The 16,768-nt window shown below is 68.2% G+C and carries 21 protein-coding genes and 1 tRNA gene; 12 read left to right on the top strand and 10 right to left on the bottom strand.

The features are described from left to right. Positions 1 to 277: 277 nt before the first annotated feature. The 3 genes from ACIBQ6_RS16980 to ACIBQ6_RS16970 all read left to right on the top strand — a co-directional run bounded on the left by ACIBQ6_RS16980 (position 278) and on the right by ACIBQ6_RS16970 (position 1,872). Complete coding sequence (locus tag ACIBQ6_RS16980; protein ID WP_358290716.1) at positions 278 to 655, top strand: VOC family protein; 378 nt, start codon at positions 278 to 280, stop codon at positions 653 to 655. Between the two features lie 2 nt (positions 656 to 657). Next, on the top strand, positions 658 to 1,026 hold the full coding sequence (locus ACIBQ6_RS16975) for a VOC family protein (protein ID WP_358290718.1): 369 nt from the start codon (positions 658 to 660) through the stop codon (positions 1,024 to 1,026). Positions 1,027 to 1,311: 285 nt separating this feature from the next. Then, a complete protein-coding gene (locus ACIBQ6_RS16970) occupies positions 1,312 to 1,872 on the top strand; it encodes a DoxX family protein (protein WP_397212829.1) in 561 nt (186 codons plus the stop codon). Positions 1,873 to 1,959: 87 nt separating this feature from the next. Here ACIBQ6_RS16970 and ACIBQ6_RS16965 read toward each other — a convergent pair whose 3' ends face one another. Then, on the bottom strand, positions 1,960 to 2,472 hold the full coding sequence (locus ACIBQ6_RS16965; RefSeq protein WP_397212827.1) for a hypothetical protein: 513 nt from the start codon (positions 2,470 to 2,472) through the stop codon (positions 1,960 to 1,962). A gap of 271 nt (positions 2,473 to 2,743) precedes the next feature. Between ACIBQ6_RS16965 and ACIBQ6_RS16960 the strand changes: the two genes are divergently transcribed. From ACIBQ6_RS16960 to ACIBQ6_RS16950, 3 genes are all read left to right on the top strand, one after another. Further along, complete coding sequence (locus ACIBQ6_RS16960; RefSeq protein ID WP_397212825.1) at positions 2,744 to 3,064, top strand: hypothetical protein; 321 nt, start codon at positions 2,744 to 2,746, stop codon at positions 3,062 to 3,064. A 1,159-nt stretch (positions 3,065 to 4,223) separates the two neighbouring features. Continuing rightward, a complete protein-coding gene (locus tag ACIBQ6_RS16955) occupies positions 4,224 to 5,198 on the top strand; it encodes a DUF4360 domain-containing protein (protein WP_397212823.1) in 975 nt (324 codons plus the stop codon). 83 nt (positions 5,199 to 5,281) lie between these two features. Beyond that, a complete protein-coding gene (locus tag ACIBQ6_RS16950) occupies positions 5,282 to 5,767 on the top strand; it encodes a tyrosine-type recombinase/integrase (RefSeq protein WP_397212821.1) in 486 nt (161 codons plus the stop codon). A gap of 84 nt (positions 5,768 to 5,851) precedes the next feature. Here the strand turns inward: ACIBQ6_RS16950 and ACIBQ6_RS16945 are convergent. Together ACIBQ6_RS16945 and ACIBQ6_RS16940 are read right to left on the bottom strand one after the other, a co-directional pair. Beyond that, positions 5,852 to 5,940, bottom strand: a tRNA-Ser gene (locus tag ACIBQ6_RS16945). Positions 5,941 to 6,104: 164 nt separating this feature from the next. Beyond that, positions 6,105 to 6,665 (bottom strand): YceI family protein, encoded by a 561-nt coding sequence (locus ACIBQ6_RS16940; RefSeq protein ID WP_352318104.1) that lies wholly within the window; start codon positions 6,663 to 6,665, stop codon positions 6,105 to 6,107. Between the two features lie 94 nt (positions 6,666 to 6,759). Here ACIBQ6_RS16940 and ACIBQ6_RS16935 point away from each other — a divergent pair, with 94 nt between their 5' ends. Next, a complete protein-coding gene (locus ACIBQ6_RS16935) occupies positions 6,760 to 7,251 on the top strand; it encodes a MarR family transcriptional regulator (protein WP_358290806.1) in 492 nt (163 codons plus the stop codon). Positions 7,252 to 7,265: 14 nt separating this feature from the next. On the opposite strand, the gene ACIBQ6_RS16930 is transcribed toward ACIBQ6_RS16935, so the two are convergent. Next, on the bottom strand, positions 7,266 to 7,796 hold the full coding sequence (locus ACIBQ6_RS16930; RefSeq protein ID WP_358290809.1) for a SigE family RNA polymerase sigma factor: 531 nt from the start codon (positions 7,794 to 7,796) through the stop codon (positions 7,266 to 7,268). Positions 7,797 to 8,011: 215 nt separating this feature from the next. On the opposite strand from ACIBQ6_RS16930, the gene ACIBQ6_RS16925 reads away from it, so the two are divergent. Together ACIBQ6_RS16925 and ACIBQ6_RS16920 are read left to right on the top strand one after the other, a co-directional pair. Then, positions 8,012 to 8,959, top strand: a complete 948-nt coding sequence (locus ACIBQ6_RS16925) for a hypothetical protein (protein WP_397212819.1) — start codon at positions 8,012 to 8,014, stop codon at positions 8,957 to 8,959. Further along, positions 8,956 to 9,771, top strand: coding sequence for a MauE/DoxX family redox-associated membrane protein (locus ACIBQ6_RS16920; RefSeq protein WP_397212817.1), 816 nt, complete (start codon positions 8,956 to 8,958; stop codon positions 9,769 to 9,771). The genes ACIBQ6_RS16925 and ACIBQ6_RS16920 overlap by 4 nt, the downstream gene beginning before the upstream one ends. 103 nt (positions 9,772 to 9,874) lie before the next feature. Here the strand turns inward: ACIBQ6_RS16920 and ACIBQ6_RS16915 are convergent, their stop codons facing one another. Then, the gene (locus ACIBQ6_RS16915) at positions 9,875 to 11,056 is read right to left on the bottom strand and encodes an ATP-binding protein (RefSeq protein WP_352318114.1); all 1,182 of its coding nucleotides are present in this window, start codon (positions 11,054 to 11,056) and stop codon (positions 9,875 to 9,877) included. A 220-nt stretch (positions 11,057 to 11,276) separates the two neighbouring features. Between ACIBQ6_RS16915 and ACIBQ6_RS16910 the strand changes: the two genes are divergently transcribed. Genes ACIBQ6_RS16910 through ACIBQ6_RS16900 form a run of 3 tightly spaced genes read left to right on the top strand, consistent with a single transcriptional unit; the run spans position 11,277 to position 13,401 of the window. Next, positions 11,277 to 11,762 carry a SigE family RNA polymerase sigma factor gene (locus ACIBQ6_RS16910; protein ID WP_358290819.1) on the top strand — a complete coding sequence of 162 codons (486 nt, stop codon included), beginning with the start codon at positions 11,277 to 11,279 and terminating at the stop codon, positions 11,760 to 11,762. Further along, positions 11,759 to 12,931, top strand: coding sequence for a TolB family protein (locus tag ACIBQ6_RS16905; RefSeq protein ID WP_397212815.1), 1,173 nt, complete (start codon positions 11,759 to 11,761; stop codon positions 12,929 to 12,931). The genes ACIBQ6_RS16910 and ACIBQ6_RS16905 overlap by 4 nt, the downstream gene beginning before the upstream one ends. Before the next feature lie 11 nt (positions 12,932 to 12,942). Then, positions 12,943 to 13,401, top strand: coding sequence for a MaoC family dehydratase (locus ACIBQ6_RS16900; protein ID WP_352365766.1), 459 nt, complete (start codon positions 12,943 to 12,945; stop codon positions 13,399 to 13,401). Here ACIBQ6_RS16900 and ACIBQ6_RS16895 read toward each other — a convergent pair whose 3' ends face one another. The 5 genes from ACIBQ6_RS16895 to ACIBQ6_RS16875 form a co-directional block, all read right to left on the bottom strand. Beyond that, on the bottom strand, positions 13,402 to 13,611 hold the full coding sequence (locus ACIBQ6_RS16895) for a hypothetical protein (protein WP_352365768.1): 210 nt from the start codon (positions 13,609 to 13,611) through the stop codon (positions 13,402 to 13,404). A 32-nt stretch (positions 13,612 to 13,643) separates the two neighbouring features. Continuing rightward, on the bottom strand, positions 13,644 to 15,182 hold the full coding sequence (locus tag ACIBQ6_RS16890) for a radical SAM protein (RefSeq protein ID WP_397212813.1): 1,539 nt from the start codon (positions 15,180 to 15,182) through the stop codon (positions 13,644 to 13,646). After that, the gene (locus ACIBQ6_RS16885; protein ID WP_358290828.1) at positions 15,179 to 15,910 is read right to left on the bottom strand and encodes a prolipoprotein diacylglyceryl transferase family protein; all 732 of its coding nucleotides are present in this window, start codon (positions 15,908 to 15,910) and stop codon (positions 15,179 to 15,181) included. Before ACIBQ6_RS16885 ends, ACIBQ6_RS16890 begins: the two co-directional genes overlap by 4 nt. 3 nt (positions 15,911 to 15,913) lie before the next feature. Continuing rightward, the gene (locus ACIBQ6_RS16880; protein ID WP_397212811.1) at positions 15,914 to 16,201 is read right to left on the bottom strand and encodes a hypothetical protein; all 288 of its coding nucleotides are present in this window, start codon (positions 16,199 to 16,201) and stop codon (positions 15,914 to 15,916) included. A 193-nt stretch (positions 16,202 to 16,394) separates the two neighbouring features. Beyond that, entirely contained in the window at positions 16,395 to 16,625 is a 231-nt protein-coding gene (locus tag ACIBQ6_RS16875; RefSeq protein WP_358290834.1) for a hypothetical protein, read from the bottom strand. Between the last annotated feature and the right edge of the window lie 143 nt (positions 16,626 to 16,768).

The raw sequence follows: 16,768 nt of genomic DNA, 5'->3' as shown, positions 1-16,768 counted from the left end.
AACGCCGCCCTGCGCCAAGTCGGCAACCGCTTGGTCGGCATCTTCCACGGCTGCCTCAAAACCCACAGCCACTACGACCAAGCAACCGCCTGGTCACACCACGACTACGACCTCACCGCTTGACACTCAACGTCCAGGGATGTCTGACCCCCTCCTCCAGGACGCCCGCCACCCTCAGGAAATCCGTTCGCGCGCCACCGATGAGTTCTCCGGCCCGATCGAGTCTGCCCTCCCGAAAGCGGATCCCCTCCGCCGCACCGACCATCGGGAGGCAACGATGACGCGCCCCAACCTGAACAGCCTGCTCCTGGCCAGCACCGACCCGGCCCGACTACGCGCCTGGTACGCCGCCGTGCTCGACCCCGAGTCCGACACCGACGTCACCCATTACGGCGTGCTCACGTTCGGCGACTTCCATCTGATCATCGACACCCGGGCCGACGTGGCGGACAAGAATCCCGAGCCCGGACGGGTGATACTCAACTTCGACGTCCCCGACGCGCGCGCGATCGTCGCCCGGATGGAGGAGGCGGGCGTGTCCTGGCTGGCCGAGCTGGAAGACCGCGAGGGCAGCCTGTTCGCCACGGCGATCGACCCCGACGGCAACTACGTCCAGATCATTCAGCTCAGCGAGGACCACCGGAAGGCGATGTGACGATGTTCGGCAAGACGAAGGCGTTCAGCGGATTCTCCGTCAACGATCTGGCCGCCGCGAAGGCGTTCTACGGCGACACCCTGGGGCTGGAGGTGTCGGAGTCGAACGGCCTGCTGACCCTGCACATCGCCGGCGGCACCGACATTTTGGTCTACCCCAAACCCGACCACGTCCCCGCAACCTTCACCATCCTCAACTTCCCGGTCGAGGACATCGAGCAGGCCGTCGACGCCCTGGCGGCCCGCGGCGTGCACTTCCAGCGCTACGACCAGCTGAAGACCGACGAGAAGGGCATCTTCCGCGGCGGCGGCCCCCTGATCGCCTGGTTCACCGACCCGGCGGGAAACGTGCTCTCAGTCCTCCAGGACTGACGCCCGGAAGCCGGGCCGCGGTTCGGCGCCGCAGGAACACCTTCCCCACCCTGCGGCGCCCGCCCCAACCTGGGACCGTCCCATCCCGCGGTCACGGCATAAGTCACGTTTCCGCAGGTAAAACGCCTCCCCCATGTCCCACCCTGTCCCACGGACGATGCGCACGACCTCGTCTCCGTGTTCGGATAAGCCCCGTCAGCACGCACCGCTCACCACGTACTGACGAAGGCACGAAGCGCCGGCGAGTTCCCCCGCGAATCCGATCAGAAAAGGCAGTGACAGGACATGAGCCACCACGTCAGCATCACGGACATCGAGCAGCAGCCCAGGACGCGCAGAATGAGGTTCACCCTCAACGGCGCACTCTGGTCGCTCCAGGCGTTGTGGGGCTTCTTCTTCGCCGGCAGCGGCTTCGGCAAGGTGCTGCTGTACGACGACGCCCTGTTCGCGACAGCACCCCGGGCGGTGGCGTGGTACGCGGCGGTGCCGCAGTCCCTGATCGTCTTCATCGGGATCGTCGAGGTGCTCGGCGGCATCGGCCTGATCCTGCCGGCGCTGACGAAGGTCAAGCCGATGCTGACGCCGCTCGCCGCCGCCGGCCTGACGCTGACGATGATCCTCGCGGCCGGTTTCCACATCCTGCGCGGCGAGTACGAACTGGTTCCCGCCAACATCCTCCTGGGCGGCGTCGCGGCCTTCCTCACGGCCGGACGCTGGAAGCAGCGCCCCATCTCCCCCGCGCCCCTCACCACCCCGCGCGTACTCGGCGCGCTCGCCGTCCTGGTCGCCCTGGCCCTGCTGACATTCGCCCCGACCTGGTACACGATGACCAACGTCCAGTTCTGATCACCACCCCGGCACGCCCGGACCGTGCCCGCATGGCAGCCGCTGAGAACACGATGCCATGGGCTCGAACCCCGGCACCGGCGGAGACTAGATGCCGATCCAGCAATAGATCATCTGCTCTTCCACCTGCGCCCGCTGCGCCAGACCTCGCAGCCCGGTAAGGATCTCCAGCAGGTATCCATCGCCCGGTGGCACGAAGGCGAACTCCTCGATCTGCTCCCATTGCTCGACGAGTTCGTCCAACCTGCCGTCCGGGACGCCGGCCAACGTGTCGCGGATGTCCGCAGGGAGCTCTTCGATTCCCGGCCCGTCCTTGTAAGGCGAGTCGTCGGGCAGGGCCTCCCACTCCTCCATCGTCGCCGGAGCGCCCTCGGGCGGCGGATAGACGGTGGTCGTCCGCACCAGGTCCAAGCTGTACGGAACGTCTCTGGCAAGGGCTATGAGCCGGCCAAGAATCACGTCGGGGTCGATCCACTTGGCGTCCACGGCGTCGAACGTGACCACGCCCGGCATGGGTTTCTCAACTGCACGTGGGTTATCAGGCTTCTCCGCAGCGACCTGCCTGTTCGCCGCCCGGTAATAGTCGTAGAAGCCCCCCATGCGTCCCTCTCGTTCGATCGCTACGTATGTACGAAAGACGCCCGAACCGCCAGCAGCAGTCCCGGCGCTGATGTGCCACCGCCGGAGACGTGGTTCGCTCGGGTAATCGCGACCTGGAGGCAACGCCGAAGGCATGCGATCATCACGCTCATGACTTCGTGCAGAAAGGGCCATGCCGCGTAGGCGCCCGTCAGCGGTTCGCACCCGAGGATTCATGTGCGTAACCCACAGACCTTCGATTCATCAGGTTCCCGGCCTCGGACCGCGCCCCATGGCCGCGGTGATCGCACTGGAGCACACCCGGCTGAGCCCAGGCCATGTGGCCACGGTGCTGCTGGCCTGGACACGGCAAGTGATCCCCGGCACCTCCACCCAGCTCCTACCCACCTGCACATGCCTGGGCTGTCGCGAGGACGATCCGCGCGAGGAACTGGAACAGGTGCTCATGGCGCTGCCCCGTTGGACGCGACCACATCTCTACAGCCTCGTACTCCCCATCGACAGAAGCTTTCTCGCCCGAACGTCGCCGGATCCGCTCGCATCGCCCGATCGGCCATGGTGGCAGCAGCGGCGGCGGCGCCCAACCGCCTGAGGGCGTGCAAAGAAGTGGCACAACATCGTCACGGCGAGCGAGACCTGCCAGGCCAACGACGCTGTTCCGGCAAGCAGGCAGGCAAGCTGTGGCCGTGCATCTTGTCGGCAATGGCGGCGCTGCCGAGTCGGCGGTCCTGGAACCGAAGGTTGTGGAAGGACGCCGGCGACCGCACGGGCTCGACCCTCCGGGGCTGACAGGCCAAGTGCAACCCACAAGCCCGCAGAGACCGAAAAAGGCCCTCCCCCGAAGATCGGGGAAGGGCCTTTCAGCTGCGGAGGATCGGGGATTTGAACCCCGGACGGTGTTGCCACCAAACCGCATCAGCAGCTCGAGTCTTGCGTGTCCCTATTGGTTCCACCTGGGCCACCTGGCCGCGCTGGTCTTCCTGGACGGGCTACATACGAGACGGGATTACAACTAGAACTGCAACTAGACCAGGCCCCACCGCCGCCTGATCACCGAGCGTGGAGTGGCGGACATCAATGTAGCCATCGCTCATCGCCGACCTACCGAGTCGACACGCGTGCTCGCTGCTCGACTCATGGAGACGGCTTCTCAAACATTCTCCGGCTGCGACGACGACTCTCGGCAAGCCAAAGCGGCTCCCAACGAGCACGAGCTTGTGCGTCGACGGGAGACGAAGCCGAGCAGTGGGATACCGTCTCCCCTCCGAGCCATGAAATCTCGGCAGCGAGATCGCTACAGGTTGTTCGCACTGCTCGCAGGGGTCATTGACGACCGCTCGGGGTCGCCCGAATATGGCGCGGTTGCTGCTGTGGTTGTTGCCCCCGGCCCACCGTCGCACGATGGGCCAGATGCTACAAATCATGGCATATCTGCGCGAATCGGAATTTTCGGGAGCTACACGTCAGAATAATATCCATTTTAATGGCGATATTCGGACATCAAGGACGCGCCTTCATTCGCTCATTGCTGATTATTTGCCCGCCTATAAAAGCTGCGTACGTCTTTCACGCTTGACGCTTGGGTATCTCCCTTGTCGCGCTATCGCAGCGGTGTGAGCGGATACAAAAACAGCTTCGGCACCCGCGCTACCGCGACGCCATTCACGAGCTCGATCCGACGCGGGTCAACGAGCCCCAGGAAAATACCTAACGCTCTCGCCGGGAATGCTCACCACGGAAAGGAATGACCCATGCCATTCATCATGCGCAACACCCTCACCAAGCTGGCCGCACATACACTCGCCGCCACCGTCCTCACCGCGGCGGTCATGACGCCCGCGGTCGCGGCATCCTCTGCCCCCAACCCGGCCGAGGCATACATCTCAAGCGTCAGTGCGAACGGAAACGGGTGCCCGCCTGGGACCTGGGAGGCGGCGATCAGCCCTGACGGGAAGTCGTTCACGGTTACATTCAGCTCATACGAGACGCTCATCGAACCTGGTAGTGATGCTTCGGACAAGGAATGCACGCTCTCGCTGAACGTGCATACGCCGTCGGGGTCCTCGCTTTCCACCGCCAAGTTCTCCTACCAGGGCTACGCGCTCATGGACCAAGCAGGGATGAGCGCGACGCAGAGCGCAAGCTACAACTTCAGCGGTGCTCCCGTCCCGGCTCAGTCGGTTCGCTCGCAGATCTCGGGGCCGCACGACGACTCGTACCTCTTCTCCGACCGGATCTTGCTTCACGACGACGTGGCGGCGGCGCAGGGCGCAACCCGCGCGCTGAACGTGGCAACGGGCCTGGTCCTCACCAACAACCCCGCAGAGACCGGCAGCGGCTACTTCAACACCAGCAGTGTCGACGGGACGCTCCAAAACGGACCGAGCTGCACCATCGACCGGCGCACCGCCACCTCGGGGCAGACCATCGTCGGCACCGCGGGCGCCGATGTCATCTGCGGGTCACCGTTCGCCGACCGCATCGCCGCGTTGGGCGGCGACGACGTCATCCTCTCCTTCGCGGGCAACGACCGGATCTCCGCCGGTTCCGGCAACGACACCGTCTTCGGCGGCAACGGTGACGACGACATCAGTGGCGACGACGGCAACGACGCCCTCGACGGCGAAGCCGGCAACGACCGGATCCTGGGTGGGCCGGGCACCGACACCGCCAACGGCGGGCCGGGCACCGATTCCTGCGTAGCCGAGACGACCACCTCCTGCTGAGTCAGGTCGACGCTCCCGCCACAAGAGATGCACGATCCACGGACATCAGCCGACCTGCAAGCCGGGCTGCACCGAATCAGGTCATGCCTGCTACAAGCGGGCCCCGCCTCATTGACTGCGCCGGCCATGCGGACAAGTGCCCCAAGCGCACCGTCGGCGGCCTGGTCTTCCACCAGAGGAAGGGCAAGAGCAAGCTCACCCCCCGTGCCCGCTCGAACTCCTCGCTCAGCTCAAGGCACATCCCGTGGTGCGGGATGCCGAGCGGGAGAGGGCGGGAGATCGACGGGAAGACCAGGGCCTGGTGTTCGCGACCAAGCACGGCTCTCCCATCGAGCACACCGAGGACTGGAAGATCTGGACGCCCACAGCAGGCTGGTGTCCAAGACGTCCGGGTTCACAACGCTCGCCACACCGCCACGACACTCCTCATCGAGCAGGGTGTGAACATCCGCGTCGTCCAACAGGTTCTTGGCCACACCAACGTGACGACCACCGAGCGCTACACCCACGTATCCACACCGCTGATGCGTGATGCCGGGGAACGCCTCGCCTCGGCTCTCTGGGGATAGCCGTTGCAACTAGGACTGCAACCATGACGTCCCGGAAGATCAAAAGGCCCTCCCCCCGAGTTCGGGGAGAGGGCCTTTCAGCTGCGGAGGATCGGGGATTTGAACCCCGGATGGTGTTGCCACCAAACCGCATTAGCAGTGCGGCGCCATAGACCTGACTAGGCGAATCCTCCTGGAAGCCATCGCGGCTCAGCACAGCGTACCGGCCTTCTGCCGAGGCGGCAAAGCGGTTGCGCGTCGTGCCTTCACCAAGAGTTATCAACAGCCTGTGGGTAACCACCTGTGGATGAAGCCCGCCCCATGTCAGGGCGGGCTTCCGGGGTGTGGACAACCCAGCTCAGGCGGGGTTCGCCTCGCCCTCGATCTCGATCTTGACCTTCTTGCCCACGAGCACACCGCCGGCCTCCAGGGTCTGGTTCCAGGTCAGGCCGAACTCCTCGCGGTCGAACTCGGTGTTGATGGAGAAGCCCCAGACCGAGTTGCCCCAGGGGTTGGTGCCGGCGCCGCCGTACTCGACCGTGAGCTCGACCTCCTTGGTGACGTCGCGGATGGTCAGGTCGCCGACGACGGTGAACTCGTCGCCGGAGTGGCCGACCACGCGGGTGCTGCGGAAGGTGATCTCGGGGAACTTGTCCACGGCGAGGAAGTCGTCGCTGCGCAGGTGGCCGTCGCGGTCGCCGACGCCGGTGTCGATGCTGGCGGTCTTGATCGTCAGCTCGGCCGTGGACTCCAGCGGGTTCTCCGCGATCGTCACGGTGCCGCTGAAGTCGCCGAAGCGGCCGCGGACCTTGCTCACCATCATGTGCTTGACCACGAACCCGATGCGGGTGTGGGCCACGTCGAGGTTGTACGTGCCGGCGGCGGGGATGGTCAGGGACTCCCAGGTGCGGGTGCTCATCGGGTTCTCCTTGGGAACGTTGCTGTGCGGATGTCTGCGGCAACAAATGTCTACACGAGGAATATTCCGCAAGTCAACTAACGTCGGTTAAGGTATGGACGTGAAGCACATCGATGACCCCAGGCTGACGGCGATGGGCCTGCTCGCCGAGGTTCACGCAGGTCTGACGGCCCGGATGCAGCCCGTCTTCAGCGCGGCCGGGCTGTCGGGCATCGACTTCGAGACCGTCATCCGCCTGGCCCGATCACCGCGGCAGGCGCTGCGGATGACCGACCTGGCCGCCCAGACGGGCCTGTCCACCAGCGGCGTGACCAGGGTCGTCGACCGGCTCGAACGCGAGGGCCTGGTGACCAGGCAGGCGTGCGCCACCGACCGCAGGGCCTCCTACGCCGCGCTCACGGACGAGGGGCGCGACCGGCTGGCGAGCGTCCTCCCCCAGCACCTTCAGGACATCGAGGACACCTTCACCGGCCTGCTGAGCCAGGACGAGCTCGCCGCGTTCCTGCAGACGCTCCGCAAGATCAGAGACGTCGTACGCCCCTGCGCGACCGCCGGCGCCGAGGAGACCACCCCCTCGCTCAACTGATCCTTGGAGCGATCCTACGAGGACGTCTCCGGAACCCCCGGTCCCCCCGCGTCCGAGGGGATCCCCAAGGCGCTCCTGAGCTTGCCCATCGCCCGTGACACCGTGCTCTTGACCGTGCCGACGCTGATCCCGAGCGTCCTGGCGATCTCCGGCTCGGTCATGTCCTCGTAGTACCGCAGCACGATCGCGGCCCGCATCCGTTCGGGCAGCCCCTCCAGCGCCTGTTCCAGCAGCTCGTGCACCTCCCCGCAGGCCGGCGGGTCCGCCGTGGCCACCTCGGGCAGATCGTCCGACGGGTACTCCTCCAGCTTGCGCCGCCGCCACTGCGAGATGTTGATGTTGACCATCGCCCGGCGGACGTACCCGTCCAGCGCCCCCCGGTCCTCGATCTTGCCCCACGCCAGGTACGTCTTGGCCAGGGCGCTCTGCAACAGGTCCTCCGCGTCCAGCGGATGCCCGGTGAGCTGACGGGCGGCGCGCAGCAGCGCGGGACCGCGGGCCATGACGTACTCGCGGAACTCCTCTTCCCACCCGGTGGTCTGCATCGTGGCCAGAATCGCAGCCTGATGCCCTTTTGCGACTGAGCCACAATTCAGGTTTCGGCCCGACGAAGACAAAGGTCAGTCAAGGTCGGTGGCAGATTGTTCGAAGGCGGGTGTCAGCTACCTTCCCCGGGGATGCGTATTTTGCTCCCATCTGTTCGCCGCGGCACGAGCCGCTCCGGAGTCATGTGAACCTAGTACCTGACGAGGGAGGGCGGATGGGCTATCCGAACGTCGAGCGCCGCAGACTGCTCGCGGCCGCCGCGCTGGGCCGCGCCCCGGGCATCGCCGGCCCCGACCCGGCCGACGGCGCGCCTTTATGCGCCGTCACGGGCGAGATCCTTGACGTGAGCCCGCATCTCATCGCCATCGAGACCCCCGAAGGCGCCGAGGAGCGGCTGGTGATCGCCCCCTGGGCCACGGCCTGGCACGGCGCGGAGATCGCGCCCGCGGACCTCCCGGCGGGCTCCATGGTGCTCATGCGCACGTTGCGCGAAGGCCGCGTGGTCGAGCGGATCTGGGCCGACACCACCCGCCTCACCGGCACGATCGTCTCGATCGAGGGGCGCGGGGAGCTGACGGTCGAGCTCGACTGCGGCCCCCACCGCGGCCCCCGCACGATCGTCATCCCCTACCCGGCCACCGGACGGCTGCAGGTGCGGCATCCGAAGTTCGAGCCGGGCTACCTGTTCGACGCGATCGGGATCAGGCGCGACGGCTCCGCCCTGGCGCTGCTGCCGGCGACCTCGCAGCCCGCCCACCGGTCGGGCAGCGTCCCGGCTCCGCCGCCGGCCTACGCCGGGGCGCAGGCGCGCATCTCCGGCACCGCCACCTGGTCCGACACGTTCGACGAGGAGGAGCGCGGCGCGGCGTACCCGATGCTGGAACGCGTGGACACCGGCTGCCCCGACGCCGGGCTCTCCTGCGCCGGCCTGCCCTACCTCGCCATCGGCTCACTGCTGCAGATCAGGAACACGTGCGCCGGTCGCACCGCCAACCTGCCGGTGGTCGCCTGCGGATGCCTGGCCGGGCGGTTCTGCGATCGCTGCGTCGAGTGCGAGACCTCGCCGCGCGGCCGGGTCGCCGAGCTGTCGCCGGCCTCGTTCGTCGAGCTGGGCGGCGAGTTGATCAAAGGGTGCTTCAACGCTCAGATCGGATTGGGGTGACGGACGTGCTGGAGACGGGCGTGCTGGAATCGCAGCTGCCGATCCTGATCGTGCTGCTGGTCATGGGCACCGGCGCGAAGGTGGTCACGGTCCGCGGGGGCGGGGAGCCGGGCGCCCTGTCCAGGCTGGGCCCGGCCGTGCTCATGCCCGGCCGGATGCAGGCGGCCTCGCTGCTGGTCTGCGCGGCGGGCGAGCTGGTGCTCGCCGTCGGGCTGCTGGCCACCACCGCGCCGATCTTCAGGTGGGGGACGGTCTGCTTCTTCGCTCTGTCCACGTACGTGCTGATCGAGCTGCGCAGGCGACGTCCGGACGCGGGCTGCGGCTGCTTCGGCGAGGTCAGCTCGGCGCCGGTCGGCATGCGCTCGATCGGCCGGACAGTCGTGCTGACCGGGATGTCGGCGTTGTCGGTGGCCGCGCCGGCGTCGGGCTGGGCGGCGATGACCCATCCGACCTGGTTCACGGCCGCGGGGGTGGCGGTGATCGCGCTGCTCTCCCCCGAGATCGAGGAGCTGATCGATCGGGTACGGTACCGCGCCCCCTGCGAGCAGCGCCCCGGCCCCGCCGAGCAGGTGATGCTGTCCAGGCTCAGGTCCAGCGGCCCGTGGCGGGCGTATCGGGAGGCGCTGACCTCGCCCGAACCGTACGACAGCTGGCGCGAGCTGTGCTGGCGCTTCTTCGTCTTCACCGGCCACGACCACGACGACGTGGTCTTCGCGGTCTACCTGAGCGGACGGCGTCCGGCGGTGCGCGTGGCGGTCGTGAGCAGCGACGACAGCGACTCTCTGCCGGAATATACGTCAGTATCGGCATGACGCTAGAGAGTCCTAGATTTCTCTATCCGGGCATGGCGATACAGCTCTATTGGGCTGTCTAGCTTCCCCACTAGACAGCCCAATAGAGGTCTAGGGGCGGCGCTCAAATGGGTTGAGCCCGCAGGAACCTTCCGAAGTGCGGCACCGTGAACGCGATCAGACCGCGTTCGGCGCTGTAGATGAGCCCTTTCTTGATCAGACTGTCGCGGGCGGGCGAGAGGCTGGACGGCTTCCGCCCGAGGGCGTCGGCCACGTCGGCGGTGGCGACCGGCTCGTCGCCGATCTGGGCCATGGCGTGCATGTAGTCGCGCTCGGCGGGGGTGGCCCGCTCGTAGCGGCTGCCGAAGAAGCCCACGGCGAGCTCCTCCTCGGCCTCGGGCGCGGAGACCTTGACGTCGTCGAGGGTGATCGGGCTGCGCAGCGCGAGGTCCCAGGCGACCTTGCCGTACGCCTGGACGAAGTAGGGATAGCCGTCGGCGGCCTCGTAGAGCGCGTCGAGGGCCTCTTGGGTGAACTCGACCTTCTCCTCCCGCGCGGGCAGGATCAGCGCCAGGTCGGCGGCCTCACGGTCGAGCTTGTCGATGCGCGCGTAGCGGAAGAGCCGTTCGGAATAGCTCTTGCTGGCAGACAGCACGCTCGGCAGGTGCGGCAGCCCCGCGCCCACCACGATCAGCGGCCCGCCCGACTGGGACAGCTCGTGGCAGGCGGCGCAGAGCGCGGAGACGTCGGCGGACTGCACGTCCTGCATCTCGTCGATGAACAGCGCGATGCCCACGCCGAGGTCGGTCGCCACGCCGGCGGCGTCGACGAACAGCTCGGTGAGGTCGATCTCCAGGTCGCCCGAGTCGGCGCGCCCGCGGCTGGCGGGCACCTCGATGCCGGGCGACCAGTGGGAGGTGCCCTTGGCCGCGGACGGGTCGCGCATCGCGAACGCCTTCAGCACGCCGAGGAACTCCTCGATGCGCTCGGGCGCGCGGTGGCGCGGAGCCAGCTCGCGGATCGCCATGTGCAGGGCGGCCGCCACAGGACGCCGGATCGACTGGTCGGGCCGGGCCTCGATCTTGCCCGTGCCCCACAGCCGCTGCATGGCCATGGACTTGAACGTGTTGAGCAGGACGGTCTTGCCGACGCCGCGCAGGCCGGTGACGACCATGCTGCGCTCGGGGCGGCCGCGGGCGACCCGCTCCAGCACCACTTCGAACTGCTGCAGCTCACGGTCGCGCCCGGCCAGCTCCGGCGGACGCTGCCCGGCGCCGGGGGCGTAGGGATTGCGCACAGGGTCCACGCTCTCGGACTTTATTGCCGGATATAGCGGCCGTCTTAGATTTGGGAAGAAAGTGCTACGGCGTGTCCGAGCGGGAGCTGTGGCGAGCATCGTCATCGGACACACCCCCTCTCACCAGGCCGAACCCTTGTTCGATTTCGATACCCAGAACTGTAGCGCGGACTCGAACATGCATGCGATGGTTTCGAGTAAAAGATCTTTGCAACAGTCCGGGACGCCCGTGCGTCTGGGTGTTGTGGAGTTCGAGGAGTTCGTGCAAGCGCGTGGCGCCGCCCTGCTCCGGTACGGATACGTGCTGACCGGAAACCCCGACGACGCCGCCGACCTCGTCCAGGAGGCGCTGCTCAAGCTCGGCGACACCTGGCGCAAGGTGCGCAACAAGGACAACCCGGAGTCCTACGTACGCACAATCATGACCCGTCAGCACGTGAGCTGGTGGCGCCGGCGGCGCAGGGAGCAGCTCACGGGCGAGGTGCCCGAGGGGGCCTACACCGACAGCCACTCCTCCGGCGAGCTGTGGCGGGAGCTGGCGACGCTGCCGCGCAGGCAGCGGGTGGTCCTGGTGCTGCGGTACTACGAGGACCTGTCGGACCAGGAGATCGCCGACATCCTCGGTATCTCCCGCGGAACCGTCCGCAGCCAGGCGTTCCGGGCGCTCCAGACGTTGCGCATCAGGCCAGGGCTGTTCGAGAAAGGACGAACATGAGGAGCGAGGACGACCTGGCCGAGGCCCTGCGGGCGGCGGCGGACCGTGCGCCGGAACCGTCCAGGCTGCTCGGCGGGGTGGCGGCGCGCAGACGGCGACGGCGCAGGCGGCGTACACAGGGGCTGGCCGCCGCGACGGCGGTGGCGGCGGTGGCGGCGGTGATCGCGGCCGTCACGCTCACCAGCGGGAACGGACGGGAGGAGGCGACGCGGCCCGTCACCGCCCCGCAGGTCGTGCCTCTGGAACAGGCGTGGCCGCAGGCGGTCACGACGATGCCCGCGCAAGGGCCGGACGGATGGCGGCGCTTCCCGCTCACCGCGTTCGACGCCACGCGGGTCCTGGTCGCCACGGGTCCCAGGGAGGACACGTTCCGCCTGTTCGAGGTGTACGACACGGTCACCCGGACGTTCCGCGAGCTCGCCGGCCTGACGGTCCCTCCCGGCATGAGGACGTACCTGCCACAGCCGCCGGCGTTCGACGGGACGAACCTCGCCTGGTACGTGAAAGCCCTCCGCGACGACGGCACCCCCGTACGCGAGATCTGGACGGCCCCGCTCGCGGGCGGCGCGCCCCGGCGGGTCGCCGCGATGACGGGCGAGCACCTCCGGATCGAGCGCATCGCCGTCAACGGTGACCGGATCATCTGGTCGGAGGGCGGCGGAGGCGTGTGGTGGATGCCGCTCGCAGGCGGCGAAGCGCCGCGGCTGATCCCCGGCAGCGAGGGCCTGCACCTCATCAGGTGGCCGTGGGCCACGGACGCGGACGACTCGCAGAAGGTCCAGACCAAGGTCGTGGACCTGTCCGGCGACCCCTACACCGTGCGCGTCGTCATCCCCCGGGACGTCGTGACGCTGCGGTGCGGGCCGTTCTGGTGCTGGGGAGCCCAGGGCGGGCGCTCGTACCTGCAGCGGGCCGACGGGACCGGTGCGATCGAGCCCCAGGGGCTCGGCCTCGCGCCCCGGCTCGCCGACTACCCGGCTCTCGACCGCTTCGCGGTGTCCGACGGCGAGGTGTACGACCTCGCGATGGGCGCGCTGGTGACGTTCGAGCGGGTGGGGATCTGGTGGGGGGACGATCGCTCCGCCGAGCCCAGCACGATCGTCTACTGGATGGTCTCGGGGAAGGAGTACCGGTTGCTCAACTTGGCAGCCGTCCCGCCCGCGCAATAGCGTTCGTGGCCATGCGGACCTTCGCGAACGTACAGGAACTCAAGGCGGCCGTGGGCGAGACGTTCAGCCCGACCGAGTGGCGCACCGTCACCCAGGAGCAGGTCGGCCTCTTCGCCGACGCCACCGACGACCACCAGTGGATCCACGTGGACGTGGAGCGCGCCAAGGAGGGGCCCTTCGGCGGCACGATCGCCCACGGCTTCCTGACCCTGTCGCTGCTGCCGACGTTCATGTTCGAGATGGTGCGCGTCGAGGGCATCGCGATGGGCGTCAACTACGGGCTGAACAAGGTCCGTTTCCCCCGGCCGGTGCCCGTGGGCGCGCGGGTCAGGGCCGTGGGCGAGCTCACCGACGTCAAGGGCACCCCGGCCGGCTATCTGGCCAACCTGAAGATGACGATCGAGATCGAGGGCGAGCGCCGGCCGGCCTGCATCGCCGAGTCACTCATCCTGTACGTCCCCGCGAGCTGATCACCGCAGCGACAGGACGATTCCCACCACCGCGGCGAGCCCGATCAGCCCGAGATAGGCCAGCACGAGCCGGGTGTCCCTGAGCAGGCATTTGCTCCGGGTCAGCCCGGCCCGCCGGGCCTTCCAGTACCCGGCGAACCCCAGCGCCGCGAAGCCGAGCACCGCCCACGGCCCGAGCAGCCAGGCCAGCAGCGCCACGGTGGCGTACACACACAACCGGAGCGGATCGTACGGCTGGCTCTTCAGAGGATCACCAGCCCCGGCTTGGCGGCCACCGCGGACAGCCGCTGCCGCGACAACTGCGGCCAGGCCTGCACGGCGCAGAACGGCGCGCACTGGTCCTGCTCGGCACGCGTGCCGACGTGCACGCAGCACTGCGTGAGCCGCTCCTCGATCATGGTCGAGATGTCCATGAACGGCTTGATCGTGATCCGCACCACCCGCTCCCCCAGCATCCTGCGCAGCTTCTTCCGCCGGCCGGGCAGCGCCGAGGAGGCGAGGGTGAGCAGCGTGGCGACGCCGAGGTCGCAGTTCTCGCAGATGTCCCGCCACAGGTCGCCGATCTGCGGGTGGGACAGCGACGACTGCTCCGACAGCAGCCCCAGCAGCGATTCCTGGACGGCCGTCCGCAGCTCGCGCGGCAGCTCGGAGTCGGCGATGCGGTTGGAGACCAGGCCCAGGTTCTCCTTGAGGCGGTCGTGGCCGATCAGGGCGACCAGCGAGCGCCACTGCTGGGCGTCGTCGCGGATCAGGTAGCCGACCGAGCAGCAGTGGGGGTGCGAGCAGGGCAGCGCGGTCAGGTCGCGCCAGGTCACCAGGCCGCCGGTCTGCGGGCCGAGCCGCTTGAGCACGCCGGTGTGGGTGAGCCGGTCGGACGGGTCGATGACGCCCGATCTTCCCGAGCCGAACTGGGGTTGCAGCGACACGCCGCCGACGAACGGCGTGTCGAGCGCGAGGCGCACGACGTCGCCGATCTCGCCGTCGTTGACGCCCAGCGCCGCGGTCATGACCAGGGTCGTGAAGATCTCCCGCTCCGACAGCCGCCGTACGGCCTCCGCCTTGATCCGGCGCAGGTCGCCGCCGCGGTGGTGCTTGGACGCCTCGGCCGACGAGCCGTCGTACTGGAGGTAGACCTCCACCCGGTCGCGGTGCTCGGTGAGCAGGTCGAGCAGGGCGTCGTCCCTGGCGATGAGCACGCCGTTGGTGTTGATCAGGATGCGGGTGACCGGCCGGCTCACCAGCTCGGCGAGGAGGGTCTTCAGCTCGGGGTGGAGCGTGGGCTCGCCGCCGCTCAGCATCAGGACGTCGAGCTTGCCGTTCTCCCTGGCCAGACGCTGGTCCACGTTCGCCAGCACGTCGGCCACCGGGACGACGCCGGTCAGGTCGGGCGAGCTGTCGGCGAAGCAGGTGGGGCAGCGCAGGTTGCACGCCTCGGCGATGTCCTCCAGGAGGATGCAGGTGTGCTGGGTCTGCATCTCGGGCAGGCCGTCGAGGTATGCGCCGGGGATCGGGGCGAAGTTTCCGGACACGTCGGGGATGTGCTGCTTGGTGGGAGCGGTCCACTCCTCCAGGTAGGAGAGGATCTCCGGGTCCTCGTCGTACAGCGTGCGGATCAGGCCGTGTTCGCGGCAGCCGCGTTCCAGCCACACCTTGCCGTCGCGTTCGGCCAGCCAGCCGCTCAGCCGTTCGACCTGGTCGAGGTCCCGGCCGTGGCATTTCGGGCAGAACGCGTTGACGTACCGGAGGATGCGGTCTCCCCGTAGCCCCATCCCTGCGCTCATGTCGTGACCTTCCGTTTGAAAAGGGCATCGTAGTGGCCTCGACGCCAGCCGTACGCGAGCCTGAGCGCGAGCAGCGTCAGGCCGGGGACCAGGAACCATTGCGGCCCGGTCAGGTCGAGCCACAACGTCTCGTTCGCCCTGGTGAACTCGACCAGGAACCGGAAGGCCGCGTATCCGGCGAGATAGAGCGTGAACAGCTCCCCGGGCTCGGTCAGCCGCTTGCGCGCCCACCGCAGCGCGACGAACGCGGCCAGCTGGAAGACGATCTCGTACACGAACGACGGGTGCATGGCCTGGCCCGTCAGGCATCCCGGGCATTCCGGGGTGGACGGCGGCGCGTGCACCCCCCAGGGCAGGTCCGTGGGCCTGCCGGGGGCCTCGGTCAGGTGACAGCCGATACGGCCGATCGCCATGCCGAGCGCCACCGCCGGGGCGAACAGGTCACCGGTGCGCTCCTTGTAGCCGATGACCTTCTTGGCGACCAGCACGCCGACGTACGCGCCGGTCAGGCCGCCGAGGATGCTGCGGGAGCCGTACAGCCAGAGGTCGGCGAGGTCGAGCGTCTCCAGCCAGCCCGCCAGACGCATGCCGATCGCGCCCCCGACCAGGGCTCCGGTGACGGCGACCAGTGACTGCTCGTTGAGCGCGCCCCTGGCCCTGGCCTCGCGGACGAAGACCACCGAGGCCACCAGGACGCCCAGGCCGACGAATATCTCGTGGTAAGGCATGGTTCAGCCGTACAGGCTGGGGTTGAGGCCGGTGCAGACTCCGGCCGTCAGCATGGACCACAGTGCCCAGCCGATCGCGAGCCCCAGCCCCAGACCTCGGGACCACGACTTGCGGACCAGGCCGAACCCCAGACCGCCGCCGAGACCGACGAGGGCCAGCAGCACCGCGGCGGCGATCACGACCCCCTTGTTCGTGCCGTTGATGGCGGAGAAGAAGGCGAAGAAGCCCACGATGCCGTTGACGACGGTGTAGGCGAACACGCCGACGACCAGCATCGCACCGAGAAGCATCGCAGAGTTGCGACTGCTGGGTGGTGGTGACGGCAGAGGCGTCGACCGCGACGGTCGCGGTGGTGACGGCGGGGGCGGCGATGGTGGTGGCCAGTTCTGGTGCGGCACCGGCCGGCCCTGTGGCGGTGGTGTCGTCATCCCGCTACCTCTGGCCGGCAGGGGATGCTGCGTGCCGAACGATCAATGCCTTCACCTATGCGTACAGGCCGGGGTTCAGCCCCGTGCAATATCCGGCCGAGACGATCGACGCCAACGACCATCCGATCATCAACCCGAGCCCCAGGCCGAACGACCACGGCTTGCGCAGGACGACCAGCACGATGCCCAAGCCGAGCCCCAGAAGCAAGAGGAACCCCGCCGCGACGCCGATCCCCGCCGAGGACTGCGTGCTCAACGCGAGCAGCCCGACCACCAGGTTGATCACCAGGTAGGCGAAACTCCCGGCCAGCGCCAACGCAACGGTCAGCCCAGGCTGCCGCCGCGGCTGCGACGGCCCACCCGGCGGCCCAGGTGGCGGCCCGAACGGAGGCTGCCCGGGAGGAGGAGGCCCAGGTGGACGCTGCCCGG

Origin of the sequence: Nonomuraea sp. NPDC049655 (assembly GCF_044465465.1) — a bacterium.
In the GTDB taxonomy this organism is placed as follows: Bacteria; Actinomycetota; Actinomycetes; order Streptosporangiales; family Streptosporangiaceae; genus Nonomuraea.
Note: the sequence above shows the minus strand (reverse complement) of the source record. Positions and strands in the feature narration are given on the sequence as shown.